The 18025-nt window shown below is 72.8% G+C and carries 17 protein-coding genes; 10 read left to right on the forward strand and 7 right to left on the reverse strand.

All coding sequences use genetic code 11. From position 1 onward, the window contains the following. Positions 1-25: 25 nt before the first annotated feature. Positions 26-694, forward strand: coding sequence for a TetR/AcrR family transcriptional regulator (locus AC5K6T_RS00560; RefSeq protein ID WP_493204763.1), 669 nt, complete (start codon positions 26-28; stop codon positions 692-694). A 93-nt stretch (positions 695-787) separates the two neighbouring features. Here the strand turns inward: AC5K6T_RS00560 and rarD are convergent, their stop codons facing one another. After that, a complete protein-coding gene (rarD, locus tag AC5K6T_RS00565; RefSeq protein WP_493207265.1) occupies positions 788-1786 on the reverse strand; it encodes an EamA family transporter RarD in 999 nt (332 codons plus the stop codon). A 322-nt stretch (positions 1787-2108) separates the two neighbouring features. Next, on the reverse strand, positions 2109-2963 hold the full coding sequence (locus AC5K6T_RS00570) for an SDR family oxidoreductase (protein WP_493204764.1): 855 nt from the start codon (positions 2961-2963) through the stop codon (positions 2109-2111). An 88-nt stretch (positions 2964-3051) separates the two neighbouring features. Here AC5K6T_RS00570 and AC5K6T_RS00575 point away from each other — a divergent pair, with 88 nt between their 5' ends. Then, entirely contained in the window at positions 3052-3453 is a 402-nt protein-coding gene (locus AC5K6T_RS00575) for a winged helix-turn-helix transcriptional regulator (RefSeq protein ID WP_493204765.1), read from the forward strand. A gap of 39 nt (positions 3454-3492) precedes the next feature. Here the strand turns inward: AC5K6T_RS00575 and AC5K6T_RS00580 are convergent, their stop codons facing one another. The 5 genes from AC5K6T_RS00580 to AC5K6T_RS00600 form a co-directional block, all read right to left on the reverse strand. Next, complete coding sequence (locus tag AC5K6T_RS00580; protein WP_493204766.1) at positions 3493-4527, reverse strand: 2-oxoacid:ferredoxin oxidoreductase subunit beta; 1035 nt, start codon at positions 4525-4527, stop codon at positions 3493-3495. Further along, positions 4517-6451, reverse strand: coding sequence for a 2-oxoacid:acceptor oxidoreductase subunit alpha (locus AC5K6T_RS00585; RefSeq protein WP_493204767.1), 1935 nt, complete (start codon positions 6449-6451; stop codon positions 4517-4519). Before AC5K6T_RS00585 ends, AC5K6T_RS00580 begins: the two co-directional genes overlap by 11 nt. Positions 6452-6780: 329 nt before the next feature. Next, positions 6781-7440 (reverse strand): response regulator, encoded by a 660-nt coding sequence (locus tag AC5K6T_RS00590; protein ID WP_493207266.1) that lies wholly within the window; start codon positions 7438-7440, stop codon positions 6781-6783. Positions 7441-7535: 95 nt separating this feature from the next. Then, positions 7536-9032: a sensor histidine kinase gene (locus AC5K6T_RS00595; protein WP_493204768.1), complete on the reverse strand. Its 1497-nt coding sequence runs from the start codon at positions 9030-9032 to the stop codon at positions 7536-7538. Between the two features lie 117 nt (positions 9033-9149). Beyond that, complete coding sequence (locus AC5K6T_RS00600) at positions 9150-10349, reverse strand: sensor histidine kinase (RefSeq protein WP_493204769.1); 1200 nt, start codon at positions 10347-10349, stop codon at positions 9150-9152. A gap of 198 nt (positions 10350-10547) precedes the next feature. On the opposite strand from AC5K6T_RS00600, the gene AC5K6T_RS00605 reads away from it, so the two are divergent. The 8 genes from AC5K6T_RS00605 to AC5K6T_RS00640 all read left to right on the forward strand — a co-directional run bounded on the left by AC5K6T_RS00605 (position 10548) and on the right by AC5K6T_RS00640 (position 18022). Then, the gene (locus tag AC5K6T_RS00605; RefSeq protein WP_493204770.1) at positions 10548-10940 is read left to right on the forward strand and encodes an NADH-quinone oxidoreductase subunit A; all 393 of its coding nucleotides are present in this window, start codon (positions 10548-10550) and stop codon (positions 10938-10940) included. Then, positions 10931-11758, forward strand: a complete 828-nt coding sequence (locus AC5K6T_RS00610; RefSeq protein ID WP_493204771.1) for an NADH-quinone oxidoreductase subunit B — start codon at positions 10931-10933, stop codon at positions 11756-11758. The genes AC5K6T_RS00605 and AC5K6T_RS00610 overlap by 10 nt, the downstream gene beginning before the upstream one ends. Further along, a complete protein-coding gene (locus tag AC5K6T_RS00615) occupies positions 11755-13353 on the forward strand; it encodes an NADH-quinone oxidoreductase subunit C (RefSeq protein WP_493204772.1) in 1599 nt (532 codons plus the stop codon). The genes AC5K6T_RS00610 and AC5K6T_RS00615 overlap by 4 nt, the downstream gene beginning before the upstream one ends. Then, positions 13350-14318 (forward strand): complex I subunit 1/NuoH family protein, encoded by a 969-nt coding sequence (locus AC5K6T_RS00620; RefSeq protein ID WP_493204773.1) that lies wholly within the window; start codon positions 13350-13352, stop codon positions 14316-14318. The genes AC5K6T_RS00615 and AC5K6T_RS00620 overlap by 4 nt, the downstream gene beginning before the upstream one ends. A gap of 107 nt (positions 14319-14425) precedes the next feature. Further along, on the forward strand, positions 14426-14956 hold the full coding sequence (locus tag AC5K6T_RS00625; protein ID WP_493204774.1) for a 4Fe-4S binding protein: 531 nt from the start codon (positions 14426-14428) through the stop codon (positions 14954-14956). After that, positions 14953-15645, forward strand: a complete 693-nt coding sequence (locus AC5K6T_RS00630; protein ID WP_493204775.1) for an NADH-quinone oxidoreductase subunit J family protein — start codon at positions 14953-14955, stop codon at positions 15643-15645. The genes AC5K6T_RS00625 and AC5K6T_RS00630 overlap by 4 nt, the downstream gene beginning before the upstream one ends. Continuing rightward, on the forward strand, positions 15645-16031 hold the full coding sequence (gene nuoK, locus AC5K6T_RS00635) for an NADH-quinone oxidoreductase subunit NuoK (protein ID WP_493204776.1): 387 nt from the start codon (positions 15645-15647) through the stop codon (positions 16029-16031). Before AC5K6T_RS00630 ends, nuoK begins: the two co-directional genes overlap by 1 nt. Then, positions 16028-18022 carry an NADH-quinone oxidoreductase subunit 5 family protein gene (locus AC5K6T_RS00640; protein WP_493204777.1) on the forward strand — a complete coding sequence of 665 codons (1995 nt, stop codon included), beginning with the start codon at positions 16028-16030 and terminating at the stop codon, positions 18020-18022. The genes nuoK and AC5K6T_RS00640 overlap by 4 nt, the downstream gene beginning before the upstream one ends. The last annotated feature ends 3 nt before the right edge of the window (positions 18023-18025 follow it).

Raw genomic sequence — 18025 nt, forward strand, 5'->3', positions numbered from 1 at the left:
TCAGAAAACGGACTATAGTCCGGTCGTGGCTCAAGACAATAACGGACTGCAGTCCGATTCTGCAACGCTGGTGGAACTGCTGCGCACTCCGCCCCCGAAGGAGCAGGCGCGATCGGCCCGCAACCGGGCCGCGGTGCTCGACGCGGCCGCGCGGCTGTTCGCCGAGCACGGGGTGGACGCGGTCTCCATGGACCAGGTCGCCGAAGCCGCGGGGGTCGGCAAGGGAACCCTGTACCGCCGCTTCGGGGACAAGTCCGGACTGGCCGCAGCCCTTCTCGACGCGCGCGAGCGCGTCCTGCAGGAGGCGATCCTGTACGGTCCGCCCCCGCTGGGGCCCGGTGCCGCCGACGAGGAGCGCCTCGTCGCGTTCGTCGACGCCTACGTCGACCACCTGCTGCAGAACCTGGCTCTCATCCGTACGTCGGAGACGGCCGCGGCCGGCGCACGGTACCGGATCGGTGCCTACCGCTTCTGGCACCGTCATGCCGCGATCCTGCTGGGCGCCACCCCGGACCCCGAGTGCACGGCTCATGCCCTGCTCGCCGCGATGGCGGCCGAGCACGTGGCCGCGCTTCTGCCGGAACTCGGCGAGGGGCGCATCCGGGCCGGCCTCGTCCTCCTGGCCCGCTCGGCGATGTCGCCCTGCGGTCCGCGGGCCGGAGGCCGAGCCGTCGGTCCGCACCCGGCCGAGTGAACTCCTGACCGGCGCGCCCGGAGGGATGCGCTGCGACACCGCGGCCGCATGGAGGCGCCGCGGCCGCGAGCGGTGCCCTCCGCTCCCGCCCGGCTACGGCCTGGCGTCCAGCGGCTCGCCTTCGGACGGCCCGGTCGGCTCCAAGGCTCCGGACGCGCCGGCTGTCTCGCAGGCCCCGGCCGGAGGCCGGACCGCGACCCCGGCCCCGGTCCGGCCTCCGGCCGGGCGGGCCGCCGGCACCGCCCCGTTCCGGAGCGCGCGGGCCGCCCGGTGGGCGGTGCGCAGCGCGTCCCAGGTGAGCAGGGTCAGCGCCAGCCACACCAGGGCGAAACCGGCCCAGCGCTCGGGCGGCATGGCCTCCCGGAAGTAGACGACACCGAGCAGGAACTGGAACACCGGGGCCAGGTACTGCAGCAGCCCGAGAGTGGACAGCGGGACGCGGATGGCGGCCGCGCCGAAGCAGACCAGCGGCAGCGCGGTCACCAGGCCGGTCGCCGACAGCAGCGCCGCATGTCCGGTGCCCTCGGTGGTGAAGGTCGACCGGCTCTGGGCGCTCAACCAGAGGAGGTAGCCCAGCGCGGGCAGGAACTGGATGGCGGTCTCGGCGGCGAGCGACTCCAGGCCGCCGAGGCCCACCTTCTTCTTCACCAGACCGTACGTGGCGAAGGAGAAGGCGAGGACCAGCGAGATCCACGGTGGCCGCCCGTACCCGGCGGTCAGGACGATCACGGCGGCGAGGCCGGTGCCGACGGCCGCCCACTGCGCCGGCCGCAGCCGCTCCTTCAGCAGCAGCACGCCCATCGCGATGGTGACCAGCGGGTTGATGAAGTAGCCGAGGGAGGCCTCGACGACCCGGCCGTTGTTCACGGCCCAGATGTAGACGCCCCAGTTGAGCGCGATCACCGTGGCGGCGACGGTGACCAGCGTCAGGCGGCGCGGCTGCCTCACCAGTTCCCCGATCCACCGCCCACGCCGGACGAGGAGCAGGACGAGGACGACGACGGCGAAGGACCACACCATCCGGTGGGCGAGCACCTCCGCCGCGCCGGCCGGCGCCAGCAGAGGGAAGAAGAGCGGGAACAGCCCCCACATCCCGTAGGCCGCGAAGCCGTTCAGCAGTCCGATGCGCCGCTCGCCGCTCGACTCGCCCACGGGCCCTCCTCACTCGCCGCAACACCCGCCGGGACGAAGGTAGCGCCGGGAGCCCCCGACTGTCATGCCCGTATCGCCATACGGTCATGACAGTCGGGTGTGACGCACCTCCGCGCACCTCCGCGCACCTCCGGACACCCTCGGACGCCCCGGGCGCTCGGCGGACGACGGGTGCCGGCACGGGGCCGCAGCGTCCGGTGCGGCGGGCGCACCCTGCGCGGCCGGGCCCGGAAGCGCGGCCGGCCGGGACGGCGGGCGCTGCTCAGGCCCTGAGACCCGCCGCGACCGCGTCCGCGAGCGTGGTGGTGGGGCGCCCCGCGAGCCGGGAGAGATCTCCGGTGGAGACGACCAGCTCGCCCTTCTCCACGGACGTGTCCACCTCGGCGAGGATCGCGGCGAACGCCTCGGGCAGCCCGGCACCGGTCAGGACGCCCCTGAAGGCGTCCACGGGGACGGGGGAGTAGGTGATCTCCCGCCCGGTCTGCCGGCTCAGCTCGGCTGCGTACTCGGCGAAGCCGAAGGCGGTGTCGCCCCCGAGTTCGTAGGTCGCGTTCTCGTGCCCCTCGCCGGTCAGCACCGCGACCGCGGCGGCCGCGTAGTCGGCTCGGGAGGCGGCCGAGACGCGTCCGTCGCCCGCGGCCTGCACCACCGCGCCGTGCGCCAGCACCGGGGCGAGGTTCTCGGTGTAGTTCTCGAAGTACCAGCCGTTGCGCAGCAGCGTGTAGGGCACGCCGGAGGCCAGCAGGATCTCCTCGGTGGCGCGGTGGTCGTCGGCCAGCGCGGCCGTCAGGGTGCCGGGAGCACTGGTGTAGGCGAGCAGGGCGACGCCCGCCGCCTCGGCCGCGTCGATGACGGCCTTGTGCTGCGCCGGGCGGTTCCTGTCGAACTCGTTGCCGGAGATCAGCAGGACCCGGTCGCCGGCGGAGAACAGCCCGTCGAAGGTCTCCGGGGCGTTGTAGTCGGCGACCGCGGCCCGCACCCCGCGCGCGACGAGGCCGGCGGCCTTGGCCGCGTCCCGTACGACGACAGTGACCTGCTCGGCCGGGACCTTCTCCAGCAGCTGCGCCACGACGTGGCGGCCGAGCTTTCCGGTGGCTCCGGTGACGACGATGCTCATGGTTCAGAACTCCTTCGGTGTCTTGGATCCTCACCGTAGGCAGCGCACTAACTAAAAGAAAGTACCCACTTTGAAGTAAGGTACTTCCATGTCGGTAAGTAACTCGGGAGTCGAGGCCGAGGCCCTGTGTCCGTACCGCCTCGTGCTGGAGCACGTCACCAGCCGCTGGGGCGTCCTGGTGCTGATCGCCCTGCTGGAGCGCTCGTACCGGTTCAGCGAGCTGCGGCGGGAGATCGGCCGGTTCGGGCGAGGCGTCAGCGAGAAGATGCTGACCCAGACCCTCCAGACCCTGGAGCGCGACGGCATGGTGCACCGGGACGCCCGGCCGGTCATCCCGCCCCGCGTCGACTACTCGCTGACCCCGCTCGGCCGCGAGGCGGCGGAACGGGTGGGCGCCCTCGCCCGATGGACCGAGCGCCGCATGCCCGCCGTCGAAGCAGCCCGGACCGGCTACGACGAGGCCCGAGCGGAGTCCGCCCGGGCCTGGTGACTGCGGCGCCGTCCCGGAGCCGCACCGACGCGTCGGCTCTCAGTCGGCGACGGTCCAGGTGTCGTCGCCGGTGAGCAGGGCGGTCAGGTCGCCCTTGCCGTGTTGTGCGGTGGCGGTGTCGAGTTGGTCGGTCATGAGGGTGTCGTAGACCGGGCGTTGCACCGCGCGGAGGATGCCGATGGGGGTGTGGTGGAGGGTGTCGGGGTCGGCGAGGCGGGTGAGGGCGAAGGCGGTGGCGGGTGAGGGGGCGTGGGCGTCGTGGACGAGGAGGTCTGTTGCGTTGTCGGGTGTCACGGTGACGGCTTCCAGGTCGCCGGTGACGGGGTTGCGTGTGATGCCTTTGGTGTGGTCGGTGCCGAAGCGGACGGGCTGTCCGTGTTCGAGGCGGATGACGGCGTCCTGGGCGGACTGCCGGTCTGTGAGGGCGTCGAAGGCGCCGTCGTTGAAGATGTTGCAGTTCTGGTAGATCTCGACGAGGGCGGTGCCGGGGTGGGCGGCGGCCTGGCGCAGTACGCCGGTGAGGTGGCTGCGGTCGGTGTCGATGGTGCGGGCGACGAAGGAGGCTTCCGCGCCGAGGGCGAGGGAGAGGGGGTTGAAGGGGGTGTCGAGTGAGCCCATCGGGGTGGACTTGGTGATCTTGCCGAGTTCGGAGGTGGGTGAGTACTGGCCTTTGGTGAGTCCGTAGATGCGGTTGTTGAAGAGCAGGATGTTGAGGTTGACGTTGCGGCGCAGGGCGTGGATGAGGTGGTTGCCGCCGATGGAGAGGGCGTCGCCGTCCCCGGTGATGACCCAGACGCTGAGGTCGGGGCGGGTGGTGGCCAGGCCGGTGGCGATGGCGGGGGCGCGGCCGTGGATGGAGTGCATGCCGTAGGTGTTCATGTAGTAGGGGAAGCGGGAGGAGCAGCCGATTCCGGAGATGAACACGATGTTTTCGCGGGGGATGCCGAGTTCGGGCAGGAAGTTCTGGACGGCGGCGAGGACGGCGTAGTCGCCGCAGCCGGGACACCAGCGCACTTCCTGGTCGGATTTGAAGTCCTTGGCGGTGGGGCGGGTGAGGGGGAGTTCAGTGGTCATCGGTGATGGCCTCCTTCAGGGCGTGGGCGAGGTGTTCGGCCTTGAAGGGCATGCCGGTGACCTGGGTGTGGGGGCGGGCGTCGGTGAGGTAGCGGGCGCGCAGGAGGGTGGTGAGCTGGCCGAGGTTCATTTCCGGGACGATGACGCGGTCGTAGCGGGCCAGGATCTCGCCGAGGTTGGCGGGGAAGGGGTTGAGGTGGCGCAGGTGTGTCTGCGCGATGGGGTGTCCGGTGGTGCGCAGGCGGCGGACGGCGGCGGTGATGGGGCCGTAGGTGGAGCCCCAGCCCAGGACCAGGGTGGTGGCGTGGTGGGGGTCGTCGACGGTGAGGTCGGGAACGGTGATGTTGTCGATCTTGGCCTGGCGGGTGCGGACCATGTGGTCGTGGTTGGCGCCGTCGTAGGAGATGTGGCCGGTGCCGTCCTGCTTCTCGATGCCGCCGATGCGGTGTTCCAGGCCGGGTGTGCCGGGGACGGCCCAGGGCCGGGCCAGGGTGTGCGGGTCTCGTTTGTAGGGGAGGAAGGCCTCCGTGCCGTCCTCGGTGGTGTGGTTGGGGCCGTCGGCGAAGCGGACGCGCAGGTCGGGCAGTTCGCCGGGTTCGGGGATGCGCCAGGGTTCGGAGCCGTTGGCGAGGTAGCCGTCGGAGAGCAGGAAGACCGGGGTGCGGTAGGCCAGCGCGATCCGGGCCGCCTCGATCGCGGTGGCGAAGCAGTCGGCGGGGGTGGCCGGGGCGATCACCGGCAGCGGTGCCTCGCCGTTGCGGCCGTACATCGCCTGCAGCAGGTCCGCCTGCTCGGTCTTGGTCGGCAGCCCGGTCGAGGGCCCGCCGCGCTGGACGTCGATCACCAGCAGCGGCAGCTCCAGGGAGACCGCCAGCCCCACCGTCTCCGACTTCAGCGCCACCCCCGGCCCCGACGTCGTCGTCACCGCCAGCGATCCGCCGAACGCCGCGCCCAGGGCGGCGCCGATGCCGGCGATCTCGTCCTCCGCCTGGAAGGTCCGCACGCCGAAGTTCTTGTGCCGGCTCAGCTCGTGGAGGATGTCCGAGGCCGGGGTGATCGGGTACGAGCCGAGGAACAGCGGCAGGTCCGCCTGCCGCGAGGCGGCGATCAGCCCGTAGGACAGTGCCAGGTTCCCCGAGATGTTGCGGTAGACCCCCGCCGGGAACGCCTTCGCCGCGGGAGCGACCTCGTAGCAGACGGCGAAGTCCTCCGTGGTCTCCCCGAAGTTCCAGCCCGCCCGCAGCGCCGCCACGTTCGCCTCCGCCAGCCGCGGCCGGCCGGCGAACTTCGCCCGCAGGAACCTCTCCGTGCCCTCCACCGGACGGTGGTACATCCACGACAGCAGCCCCAGCGCGAACATGTTCTTGCTGCGGCCGGCCTCCTTGCGCGACAGGCCGAACTCCTCCAGCGCCCCCACCGTCAGCGACGTCAGCGGCACCGGATGCACCCGGAACCCCTCCAGCGAACCGTCCTGGAGCGGACTGCTCTCGTAACCCACCCTCTGCAGGGCCCGCCGGGTGAACTCGTCCGTGTTCACGATGATCTCCGCACCACGCGGCAGATCACCCACATTCGCCTTCAGCGCGGCCGGATTCATCGCCACCAGCACATCCGGGGCATCCCCCGGAGTGAGAATGTCGTGATCGGCGAAATGCACCTGGAACGACGACACCCCCGGCAACGTCCCCGCAGGAGCACGGATCTCCGCAGGAAAGTTCGGCAGCGTCGACAGATCGTTCCCGAACGACGCCGACTCCGACGTGAAACGGTCACCGGCTAGCTGCACGCCGTCACCCGAATCCCCCGCAAACCGAATGACCACCCGGTCGACGCGTCGGACGTCCTTCGCCCCGGCCGGTCTGCGCTGCTCTCCTACGACGGTTCCGTCTGCCTGATCCACTGCGTTGCTGACCTTGCTGGTCACTGAACTGGACCTCCTTCGAGGCGGCTGTCGGGGACCGGCCTTCCCGCAGGCCTTCCCCGCCCCAACCCTACGTCCGCGGAGGTTGCTCCCTGTGGAGCATTCGCACGACGAACACCCGCTTCGTGACCGACGGACCCGCGCCCGGGAGCATCGCGAACACGGGCTCCGGACAGGGCGGACAGCGGCTCGGCCGGCAGCGGACCACCGGCCGGGGGAGGGCGGACACGGACCTGGCAGAGGTCTCCGAAAAGGCCGCAAGAGGGGCCGTTCGTGCGATGCGCGCCGGGCGGCGCCCTCCGTTCACCGCCTTCCGCCGCCGACGGCGGGGTTCAGGAGTTCAGGTAGGTCAGCACGGCCAGCACCCGGCGGTGGTCGCCCTCGCTGGGGGACAGGCCCAGCTTGAGGAAGATGTTGCTGACGTGCTTCTCCACGGCCCCGTCGCTGACCACGAGCTGCCTGGCGACCGCCGAGTTCGTCCGCCCCTCGGCCATCAGCCCCAGCACCTCCCGCTCCCGGGGGGTGAGGCCCGCGAGGACGTCCTGCTTGCGGCTGCGCCCCAGCAGCTGGGCGACGACCTCCGGGTCGAGCGCCGTACCGCCCTCGGCGACCCGCACCACGGCGTCCACGAACTCGCGGACCTCGGCCACCCGGTCCTTGAGCAGGTAGCCCACGCCACGGCTGGAGCCGGCCAGGAGTTCGGTGGCGTAGCGCTCCTCCACGTACTGGGAGAGCACCAGCACACCCAGCCGCGGATGGGCCTGTCGCAGCCGCACCGCGGCCCGTACGCCCTCGTCGGTGTGCGTCGGCGGCATCCGCACGTCCGCGACCACGACATCGGGCAGCGCACCCTCGGCGTCCAGCTCGGTGATGGTCTTGATCAGTGCCTCGGCGTCCCCCACCCCGGCGACCACGTCGTGGCCCCGGTCGGTCAGCAGCCGGGTCAGCCCCTCTCTGAGCAGCACCGAATCCTCGGCGATGACGACCCGCACCCTGTGCTCCACGTTCTCCGGCCCCCCACACCCGATGTCCTGGTACGCCCCCAGCATCCCAGGAAACCGGGCCCTGCGGGGAGACCGGGCCGAGGTCAGCCCCGCCAGGGCAGTTCCGCGGTGACCGTCGTGGGCCCGCCGGCCGGGGAGTCCACGACGAGGATGCCGTCGACCGCGTCGAGCCTCCCGGCCAGACCGGCCAGGCCCGAGCCCTCGGCGGCGTCGGCGCCGCCGACCCCGTCGTCGGTCACCTGGAGCATCAGCCGGTTCTCCGCCTGCCACACGTCCACCGAGGCCGAACGGGCCCGCGCGTGCTTGCTGACGTTCTGCAGCAGCTCGGAGACGGTGAAGTAGGCGATCCCCTCGATCGCGGGGGCCGGCCGCGCGGGCAGGTCCACCTCGACCGTCACCGGGACCGTGCAGCGTGAGGCGACCGAGGACAGGGCGGCGTCGAGGCCGCGGTCGGTGAGGACGGCCGGGTGGATGCCGCGCGCCAGGTCCCGCAGTTCCTGCAGCGCCGTCTTCACCTCGCCGTGCGCCTCCTCCACCATGCGCGCGGCGGTCCTCGGATCCTCGGTCAGCTTCTCCCTCGCCAGCCCCAGATCCATCGCCAGCGCCACCAGCCGGGCCTGCGCACCGTCGTGCAGGTCCCGCTCGATGCGCCGCAGGTCCGCGGCCGCCGTGTCCACCACGACACCCCGGTCGGACTCCAGCTCCACGACCCGCGCCGACAGCCGGGACGGCCCCAGCAGCCCGTGCACCAGACCCCGGTCCACCGTGGTCAGCGCCCGTACGATCCACGGCGTGGCCAGCGTGAACAGCAGACCGATCAGCGCCGTCACCCCGATCTCGAAGGGGTTGTCGAGGTAGACGGCGTGTGTCTCGTCGCCGTACAGCTGAATCCCGTCCTGCCCGGCGTACGCGGGAAAGACCCAGAACCACAGCGGATACGTCAGCATCGCCCAGCCGTACGACCAGAACGTCACCGCGACGGCGAACGAGAACACCGCCCAGGGCAGGTGCAGCACCGCGTACAGCAGCTGCCGCCAGGACGAGCCGCTCTTGAACACCGCGCCCACCCACGCCATCAGGCCGCTGCCGCGCACCCGCAGCGGCTCCGGGTCGGCCACGCGCGCGCCCAGCAGCGCCCGCGCCCGGGCCCGCTCCAACGCGCCGAACCCCCGGCACCCGGCAAGTGCCGCGGCCAGCACGGGGACGCCGAGGAACGTCACCACCAGGCCCGCGCCGAGCGCCACCATGGTGACGGCGTAGGTGAACGTCAGCACGCTGACCGGCAGGCTCAGCAGCACATACGCCAGCTCCCGCCAGTGCCGTGCCTCGAACGGCGCCCGCAGCCCGGCGGGCCCCCGGCGCCGCCCGGCGTCCCGCGCGTGACGCTCGTCCCCCGCGCCTCCGGCGTCCCGGACGTTCCGTGCCTCTCCGGCGCCGCGCACGCTCCCCGCACCGTCCCGTACACCGTCCTGCTCGTACCCGGTGTACCCCGTGTACCCCGTGTGCCCGGGGTGCTCGCCGTGCCCGGTCTGCCCGCCGTGCCCGGTGTGCTCGGTGTCCCCGTACCGCGTCGTGGCCATCGCCCGCCGTCCGTTTCCGCTCTGCCGCCCATGGAGGTGTCGTCCTGCGTCCAGCCTGCCCGGCCCGCCCCGGCGCGGGCCATGGAGTCCGTCGGGGTCTCGCTCGGGGGGTTTTCCCTACCCTCCCGGCAGGGCGCCGGGGCGCTTGCGCCAGGGCAGTTCCGCGGTGACCGTGGTCGGCCCGCCCTGCGGCGACTCGACCACGAACAGGCCGTCGACCGCGTCCAGGCGCTCCGCGAGCCCGCGCAGTCCGCTGCCGGCGTCCAGGCGGGCGCCGCCGCCGCCGTCGTCCTCGACCTGGAGGAGCAGCCGGTCCTCCGTCCGCCACACCTCCACGGAGGCGGACCGCGCGCCGGAGTGCTTGCTGACGTTCTGCAGCAGCTCGGAGACGGTGAAGTAGGCGATGCCCTCGATGGCCTCGGCGGGCCGCGTGTCCAGGTCGACGGTCACCTTCACCGGGACCGTGCAGCGTGAGGCGACCGAGGACAGGGCGGCGTCGAGGCCGCGGTCGGTGAGAACGGCCGGGTGGATGCCGCGGGCCAGGTCCCGCAGTTCCTGCAGGGCGAGCTTCACCTCGCCGTGCGCCTCCTCCACCATGGCCGCCACATAGGCGTCGGACCGGCCGTCCTGCAGCTGCTCCTTGGCGAGGCCGAGCCCCATCGCGAGGTTCACCAGCCGGGCCTGCGCGCCGTCGTGCAGGTCCCGCTCGATGCGCCGCAGGTCCGCGGCCGCCGTGTCCACCACGACACCCCGGTCGGACTCCAGTTCGGCGATACGGCGCTCCAGCTCGTCCGACGGTGACAGCAGGCCGCGCACCATCGCCCGGTCCACGTTGGTCAGTCCCCGCGCCAGGTAGGGCAGCACCGGCCACAGCACGAACAGCGACACCAGCGTCAACGCGAAGGTCAGCACCCCCCACGGCAGCCGCACGAAGGTGTACAGCAGCGTCCGCCAGCCCACCGGGTCCCTCAGCGTCCACCCCATCCGCCGCAGCAGCGGGCTCCGCCCGCGCAGCCGCATCGGCGACGGCTCCTCCACCCGCACGCCCAGCAGCGCCCGCGCCCGGGCCCGCTCCAGCCTGCCCAGCTGCCGTGCGCCCGCCAGCCCCGCCGCGAGCAGCGGGAACCCGATGACGGTCACGGTCAGCGCGGCACCGGTGGACACCACGGTCGTCGCATAGACGAAGCCCACCAGCGCCGCCGGAAGGTTGGCCAGGAGATGCGCGATCTCCTTCCAGGTACGGGCTTCGTAGGCGGGGCGCGGCGGAGGCAACGGCGGGGTCGTGCCGCCGCCCGCGGACGGAGTACGTTCGGTCATACCGGTCAGCCTGCCCGTCTCCGCCCGGCCGCGCCATGAGGTGGGCCGCCCGGTGCCGCGGGGGAAAACCCCACCCCGGCATCCCAAGGCGCGACGGGCTGCTTACCGCCCCTTTATCAGGGCCTAGACTCCCGTCCGTACAGAGCGTCGAACAGAGGCCGTCGTCGAAGGTCGAGGGCCAGGGAGCGAGGGACGGACGTGCGGGAACCGACCGTCGTCGCGGCGGACTACTTCCAGTCCTATTCGGTCGTCGGGCTGCTCGCGGCCCTCGGCGTGCTGTTCGTCGCCGTCGCCTTCGGGGCAGGCCGCCTGCTGCGGCCCGTCGTGCCCACCCCCGAGAAACTCCTCACCTACGAGTGCGGCGTCGACCCGGTCGGCGAGGGCTGGGCCCACACCCAGGTCCGCTACTACGTCTACGCCTTCCTCTACGTCATCTTCGCCGTCGACTCCATCTTCCTGTTCCCCTGGGCGACCGTGTTCGCCGCACCCGGCTACGGGGCGACGACCCTCGTCGAGATGTTCGTGTTCCTCGGCTTCCTCGCCGTGGGCCTCCTCTACGCGTACAAGAAGGGGGTTCTGACATGGGCGTGAACCCCGCACCAGGGGCAGGGGCAGGGGCGCAGGACGGGTCCGCAGCCGGGACCGGGGCCGGGGCGCAGGACGGGTCCGCAGCCGGGACCGGGGCCGGGGCCGGCGCCGCGGACAGGCCCGTCTCCGAGCCCGTGGCCCTGCCCGAGCCCAGGCGCCTCGGTGCGCTCGCCCGGCTGGCGCCCGAACCCATGAAGGTCGTCCTGAACTGGGGCCGCCGCTACTCCCTGTGGGTCTTCAACTTCGGCCTGGCCTGCTGCGCGATCGAGTTCATCGCCGCGTCCATGGCCCGCCACGACTTCATCCGCCTCGGCGTGATCCCCTTCGCGCCCGGCCCCCGCCAGGCGGACCTCATGGTGGTGTCCGGCACCGTCACCGACAAGATGGCCCCGGCCGTCAAGCGCCTGTACGAGCAGATGCCCGAGCCGAAGTACGTCATCTCCTTCGGTGCCTGCTCCAACTGCGGCGGTCCCTACTGGGACTCCTACTCGGTCACCAAGGGCGTCGACCAGGTCATCCCCGTCGATGTCTATGTCCCCGGCTGCCCGCCCCGCCCCGAAGCTCTCCTCCAGGGCATCCTGAAACTCCAGGAGAAGATCGCCCGGGAGTCCCTCGGCGAGCGCTACGGCACCGCTGCCCGCCCCTCCGCCGCGGCCCTCCAGAGCGGCCTGGTCACACCACCGGCGCCCGGTGCGGCCGCCCCCGGCGGCGGGGTGCGCGACGGCGGGTCGCCCGGTGGCGGGGTGCCCGGCGATGAGGTGCCCGGCGGCGAGGCGCCCGGTGCGGGCACGGGGCCGGCTCCCGAGGAGGGCTCGCGATGAACGCCGTCGGCTGGCTGCCCGCTCCTGCCGAGGAACTCTTCGGCCCGGAGGCCGACGCCGAGGAGTCCTACGACGTCCTCACCGTCGACGTCCCCGCGGCCGCCTGGACCGCGGCCCTGCGGGTGGCCCGCGACGAACTGGGCTGCACCTACTTCGACTGGCTGAGCGCCGTCGACGAGCCGGGCGTGGGCTTCCGCGTCTCGGCCCATGTGGTCGCCCTGGCTCCGGTGCGCCGCCTGCTGCTGCGCACCACCGTCCCGCACGAGGCAGCCGCGCTGGCGTCCGCCGTGGACGTCTACGCCGGCGCAGCCTGGCACGAGCGCGAGACGCACGAGATGTTCGGCGTGACCTTCGACGGCCACCCCGGCCTGAACCACCTCCTTCTTCCGGAGACCTTCGAGGGACACCCCCTGCGCAAGGACTTCGTGCTCGCCGCCCGTGTCGCCAAGGCCTGGCCCGGCGCCAAGGAGCCGGGGGAGTCCGACCACGGCGGCCCCAGGCGCCGCCAGATGCTGCCGCCCGGCGTCCCCGACCCTAACGACTGGGGCCCCCTCAAGGGACAGCTGCCTCCGGCCCCGGCCCGGCCGGCCCGCGGAGCGGCACGGGCCGGCGCCGGTGAACGCCCCGCCCGCCGCACCCGCACGGCCGCCCAGGGCTCGGCCAGCCAGCCCGCACCGGCCGGCGAGGACGCCGCCGCTCCCGGGGCGGCCCCGACGGCCCCGGCAGCCCCCCGGACGCGCCGTGCCCGCAGCGCCTCCGAGGGCTCGGCCTCCCAGCGCCCCGCCACCCCCGACGCTCCGTCCACCCCCGACGCCGCGCCCCCTTCCGGTCCCGACGCCGCGTCCCCTTCCGGCCCTTCGTCCGCAGCCGGGTCCCCGACGGCTCCCTCCGCGGCTCCCTCGGGTCCCCGGCGGGCCCGCAGCGCCTCGGGGGGCCCGGCCTCCCAGCGGGCCGGGGCCGCCGGAGCGGGCACCCCGGAGCCGGCCGTGCCCGCCGAGGACGGGCCGGGGGCGGTCTCCGACGGGCGGACGGCCGCGCCGGCCGGACCCCGGCCGAAGTCCCCCGCCCCTTCGCGCAGCGCCGACGCCCCCTGGCACCACGCCCGCCCGGCTTTCGACGCCCCGGAGCAGCCCACCGCGCCCGGTGAGCGCGAACCGTCGCCCGAGCCCGGGGCCTCCGGCGAGCCGAGCCGGGCCGGGACAGCGGCCGAGCCCGAGCGGTCGCACCGGCCCGAGACGTCCGCGGAGCCCGAGCCCTCCGGAGAGCCTGGACCTTCCGCGGAGCCTGGGGCCTCCGGTCGGCCCGAGCCTTCCGGGGAGGAGTCAGGCCGGCCCGAGGACGCCCAGGAGGCCGAGCGGCAGAGGTCCGAGGCGGCTCGGGTGGCCGGCCGGCCCGACCACTCCACCACCTCCCGGCCGTCCGAGTCCTCTCGGCCCGCCGAGCCCTCCGAGGCTCCCAGCAGCCCCCAGCCCGCCGAGCCCCCGGAACCCTCCGAGAGTTCCGACCCCGAGACCTCGCACCCCGAAAGTTCGCACCCCGCGACACCCCGCTCCGAGACCCCCCGTCCCGAGGACCCCGCAGGAGGCCCGCAGTGAACGGCGCTCTCGACGTCGCCCTGCGACTGCTGATCATCTTCGGTGTGTTCCTCACCTTCCCTCTGCTCATCGGCCAGACCGAGCACAAGGTGATGGCCCACATGCAGGGCCGTCTCGGCCCGATGTACGCCGGCGGATTCCACGGCTGGGCCCAGCTCGTCGCGGACGGCGTGAAGTTCGCGCAGAAGGAGGACGTGGTCCCCTCGGGCGCTGACCGGCGGATCTTCCAACTCGCCCCGGCCGTCGCCCTGCTGCCCTACCTCCTGGTGCTCCTCGCCATCCCGATCGGCCCGGGTGAGGGTGCCGTCGGCGAGGTCATCGACGCCGGTGTGTTCTTCGTCCTCGCGGTGATGGGCGTCGGCGTCCTCGGTTCCCTGATGGCCGGCTGGGCCAGCGCCAACAAGTTCTCCCTTCTCGGCGGTCTGCGTACCGCCGCGCAACTGCTCGCCTACGAGCTGCCGATGCTGCTCGCCGCCGCCTCTGTGGCGATGGCCGCCGGAACCGTCTCCCTGCTCGGCATCCTGGACGCCTTCGAGTGGTGGTGGCTTCCCTGGCAGATCGTCGGCGCGATGGTCTTCTTCGTCGCCGGTCTCGCCGAGCTGCAGCGGCCGCCGTTCGACATGCCGGTCGCCGACTCGGAGATCATCTTCGGCGCGTACACCGAGTACACGGGTCTGCGTTTCGCATTGTTCCTCCTCGCCGAGTACGCCGGGATCGTCGTCCTGTGCGGCCTGACCACCGTCCTGTTCCTGGGCGGCTGGCACGGCCCCTGGGGCGGCGACGGTCTCGGCTGGGTGTGGACCCTGCTGAAGACGGCCGTCCTCGCCTTCGTCGTCATCTGGCTCCGCGTCACCTATCCCCGTCTGCGCGAGGACCAGCTGCAGAAGCTCTCCTGGACTCTCCTCGTCCCCCTCTCTCTCGCTCAGATCGCCCTCACCGGCGTCGTCAAGGTGGTGATCTCCTAGTGTCCCGCCCGTCACCCGATCACGGCCCCGCGGCGACGTCCTCCGCACGGCCGCGTTCGTTCCCGGGAGCCGGTCTCGCCAAGGGCCTGGCCGTCACCCTCCGGACGATGACGCGCAAGTCGGTCACTCAGCAGTACCCGGACGCCCAGCCCGACCTTCCGCCCCGCACCCGCGGTGTGATCGGCCTGTTCGAGGAGAACTGCACGGTCTGCATGCTCTGCGCCCGTGAGTGCCCCGACTGGTGCATCTACATCGACTCCCACAAGGAGACCGTCCCGGCGGCGACGCCCGGCGGACGCGAGCGCAGCCGCAACGTCCTCGACCGCTTCGCGATCGACTTCGCGCTCTGCATGTACTGCGGTATCTGCATCGAGGTCTGCCCCTTCGACGCGCTGTTCTGGTCACCGGAGTTCGAGTACGCCGAGACCGACATCCGGGACCTCACCCATGAGCGGGACAAGCTCCGCGAGTGGATGTGGACCGTGCCGGCGCCGCCGGCCCTCGATCCGGGTGCCGAGGAGCCGAAGGAGATCGCCGCGGCCCGTAAGACGGCGGACAAGCTCGCCGCTGCCGAGGCCCAGAGCGAGGCCCAGAGCGAGGCCCAGAGTGAGGCCCAGAGTGAGGAGGGGCAGTCGTGACGCTCACCGCGGACGCCCACGGCTTCCTCTCCCCGACCGGCGTGGAGATCGCTTTCCTTCTCGTCGGACTGGTCACCTTCGGCGCGGCCCTGGTCACCGTCACCACCCGGCAGCTGGTGCACGCCGCGCTGTGGCTGGTGGTCACCCTCGGCGGCCTCGCCGTGGAGTACCTCCTGCTCACCGCCGAGTTCATCGCCTGGGTGCAGGTCCTGATCTATGTGGGTTCCGTCGTCGTGCTCCTCCTGTTCGGTCTCATGCTCACCAGGGCCCCCATCGGTCGCTCCCCGGACGCCGACTCGCACAACCGCTGGGCCGCGCTCGCGGTGGCCGTCGCCGCGGCGGCGGCTCTGGTCTGGGTGGTCGCCGACGCCTTCCGCACCACCTGGATCGACCTGGAAGGTGCCCCCTCGGGCAGCACCGAGGTCACCGGCGAGGCCCTCTTCCAGAACTGGGTCCTGCCCTTCGAGGCCCTCTCCGTCCTCCTCCTCGCCGCCCTGGTCGGCGCGATCGTCCTGTCCCGCAAGGCGAAGGCGGAGTCGAGCTCTCCTCCTGTGAACTCCCGGCCCGCCGACGATGGTTCCCCTTCCGCCCCGGATTCCCGGAATCACCCGATCGGGCGCACCGAGCCGGAAGAGCGGGCCGAGCCTGCCCGGCGGCGCGGCCCGGCCGAGCAGGAAGGCGCCCGCTGATGCACCTCGCCTACCCCGCAGTGCTCTCCGCGCTGCTGTTCTGCACCGGCCTCTACGGTGTTCTCGCCCGCCGCAACGCGATCCTCGTCCTGATGTCGGTCGAGCTGATGCTCAACGCCGTCAACCTCAACCTGGTCGCCTTCGACGTCTGGCTGAGCCGCACCGCCGAGGAGACCCTGCACTCCGGCCAGGCCCTCACCCTGTTCACCATCGCCATCGCCGCCGCCGAGATCGGCATCGGCCTGGCGATCGTCCTCGCCGTGCACCGCAACCGCGGCACGGCGGACATCGACAGGCTCCGCGACACGGCCGAGGGACACGAGCCCGACGCGACCGACGATCCCGCGGCCGCCGCGGCCGCCGAGAAGACCGAGGCCACCGCGTGACCACGACCACCCTCGCGATCCTCGTCCCCCTCCTGCCGTTCCTGGGCGCGCTCGCGGGCCTGCTCCTCGGCCGCAGGGCCCCCGGATTCGTCCGCCCCCTCGCCGTGCTGCCGACCGCCGCGTCCCTCGCGGTCGCCGCCCTGGTTGCGGCCCGGCAGGGCGGAGGGGCCCCCGTCGACGCGGCCACCGAACTCACCCCGACCGGCTCGGTTCCCGTCGAGCTCGCCCTGCACATCGACGGCTTCGCCGCCCTGACCGCGCTCGTGGTCACGTTCGTGGCCGCCTGCGTGCAGGTCTACTCGACGGGCTACCTGCGCGACGACCCGCGCTACGCCTCCTACGCCGCCCTCGTCTCGCTGTTCACCTCCGCCATGCTGCTCGTCGTCTACTCGGGCGACCTGATGGTGCTGCTCGTCGGCTGGGAGGTCATGGGCATCTGCTCCTACTTCCTGGTCGGCCACTACTGGGAGACGCCGGAGGCGCGCGCCGCCTCCCTCAAGGCCTTCCTGGTGACGAAGCTCGGCGACGTCCCCTTCCTGATCGGCCTGTTCGCGCTCGCCACGGACGCCGGGTCGTTCCGCATCACCAAGGTCCTCGGGGCGGTGGCGAGCGGCGCGCTCGACCATCCGACGGTGATCGGCCTGCTGCTCCTGGCGGGCGTGGCCGGCAAGTCGGCGCAGTTCCCGCTGCACACCTGGCTGCCCGACGCGATGGCCGGCCCCACTCCGGTCTCCGCACTGATCCACGCCGCGACGATGGTCGCCGCCGGCGTCTACTTCGTCGCCCGGCTGCTGCCCGTCTTCCAGGCGTCCGCCGCCGTGATGGTCACGCTCGCCGTGATGGCCGCGGTCACCATGGCCGGCTCCGGTCTCGCCGCGCTGGCCCAGGACGACATCAAGCGCGTCCTCGCCTACTCGACGATCGGCCAGCTCGGCTACATGACCGGCGCCCTCGCCGTCGGCGACCGCGGTGCCGCCGTCTTCCACCTCCTGTCCCACGGCGCCTTCAAGGCGCTGCTCTTCCTCGCCGCCGGTGTGATCATCCATGCCGCGGGCACCAACTCGCTGGCCGCGATGTCCCGGATGCGGAACCTGCGCGACCGCGTGCCCGACGCCTACTGGACGATGACCGTGGCGCTCCTCGCACTCGCCGCGATCCCGCCGTTCAGCGGCTTCTTCTCCAAGGAGTCCGTGCTCGGTGCCGCCGAGCACGTCGCCACCGGTCACACCGGGCAGGCCCCGGGCGCGGCCGGCTGGACCGTCCTCGTCTCCGGCCTGCTCACCGCCCTGCTCACCGCGGCGTACGCCGCCCGGCTGTGGCTGCGCGCCTTCCGCGGCCAGGGCGCGAAGGCCCCGGAACACGGCCGCCAGCCGTTGACGATGACGCTCGTGCTGTGGGTGCTGGCCGTGCCGTCGCTCGCGTTCGGCGGGCTCGCCTACCGGGTGCTGCCGGACTGGTTCGACGGCAACGCCCTCGCCCCGACCCTGACCACCTCCGTCCTCGGCACCGGCCTGGCCCTCACCGGCGGACTGGTGACCTATGCCGCCTGGCGGCACACCGCCCCTCTCGCGGCCCGGACCCCGCTCGGCGCGGTCGCCGCACACCCCGAGGGCGATGCCGGACTCGTCGAGGCGGAGGCGATCGCCGGTCATGCCCCCGCCTACGGGGATGCGGCCCTCGCCCCCGACCCCTCGGACCCCGGAAGGCTGCTGCTCGGCCCGCTGTACCGGCACGCCGCCGTCGGCTTCCATCTCGACGCCGTGTACACGGTGCTGTTCGTCCGCCCGGTGCGGCGCGGCGCCGACCTCGTGCGGTTCCTGGACCGCGAGGTCATCGAGACCTATGTGCGCGGTGCGGCGGCCCTGCCTCGCTGGCTGGGGGCCGCCGTCCGCCGAGCCCAGACCGGCAATGTGCAGACCTATGTGAGCGCGCTGCTCGCCGGCACCGTCGTCCTGGCGGTGGCCGTCGTCCTCGTCGCCACGGGAGCGTGAGCA

The organism is Streptomyces sp. B8-7, from assembly GCF_058833805.1.

Excerpts from the sequence above, each read along its gene's own strand:
- rarD (WP_493207265.1), bottom strand. The coding sequence starts at position 1,786 with ATGTGGGGGCTGTTCCCGCTCTTCTTCCCTCTGCTGGCGCCGGCCGGC.
- AC5K6T_RS00570 (WP_493204764.1), bottom strand. The coding sequence starts at position 2,963 with ATGAGCATCGTCGTCACCGGAGCCACCGGAAAGCTCGGCCGCCACGTC.
- AC5K6T_RS00575 (WP_493204765.1), top strand. The coding sequence starts at position 3,052 with ATGTCGGTAAGTAACTCGGGAGTCGAGGCCGAGGCCCTGTGTCCGTAC.
- AC5K6T_RS00580 (WP_493204766.1), bottom strand. The coding sequence starts at position 4,527 with ATGACCACTGAACTCCCCCTCACCCGCCCCACCGCCAAGGACTTCAAA.
- AC5K6T_RS00595 (WP_493204768.1), bottom strand. The coding sequence starts at position 9,032 with ATGGCCACGACGCGGTACGGGGACACCGAGCACACCGGGCACGGCGGG.
- AC5K6T_RS00600 (WP_493204769.1), bottom strand. The coding sequence starts at position 10,349 with ATGACCGAACGTACTCCGTCCGCGGGCGGCGGCACGACCCCGCCGTTG.
- AC5K6T_RS00610 (WP_493204771.1), top strand. The coding sequence starts at position 10,931 with ATGGGCGTGAACCCCGCACCAGGGGCAGGGGCAGGGGCGCAGGACGGG.
- AC5K6T_RS00615 (WP_493204772.1), top strand. The coding sequence starts at position 11,755 with ATGAACGCCGTCGGCTGGCTGCCCGCTCCTGCCGAGGAACTCTTCGGC.
- AC5K6T_RS00625 (WP_493204774.1), top strand. The coding sequence starts at position 14,426 with ATGACGCGCAAGTCGGTCACTCAGCAGTACCCGGACGCCCAGCCCGAC.
- nuoK (WP_493204776.1), top strand. The coding sequence starts at position 15,645 with ATGCACCTCGCCTACCCCGCAGTGCTCTCCGCGCTGCTGTTCTGCACC.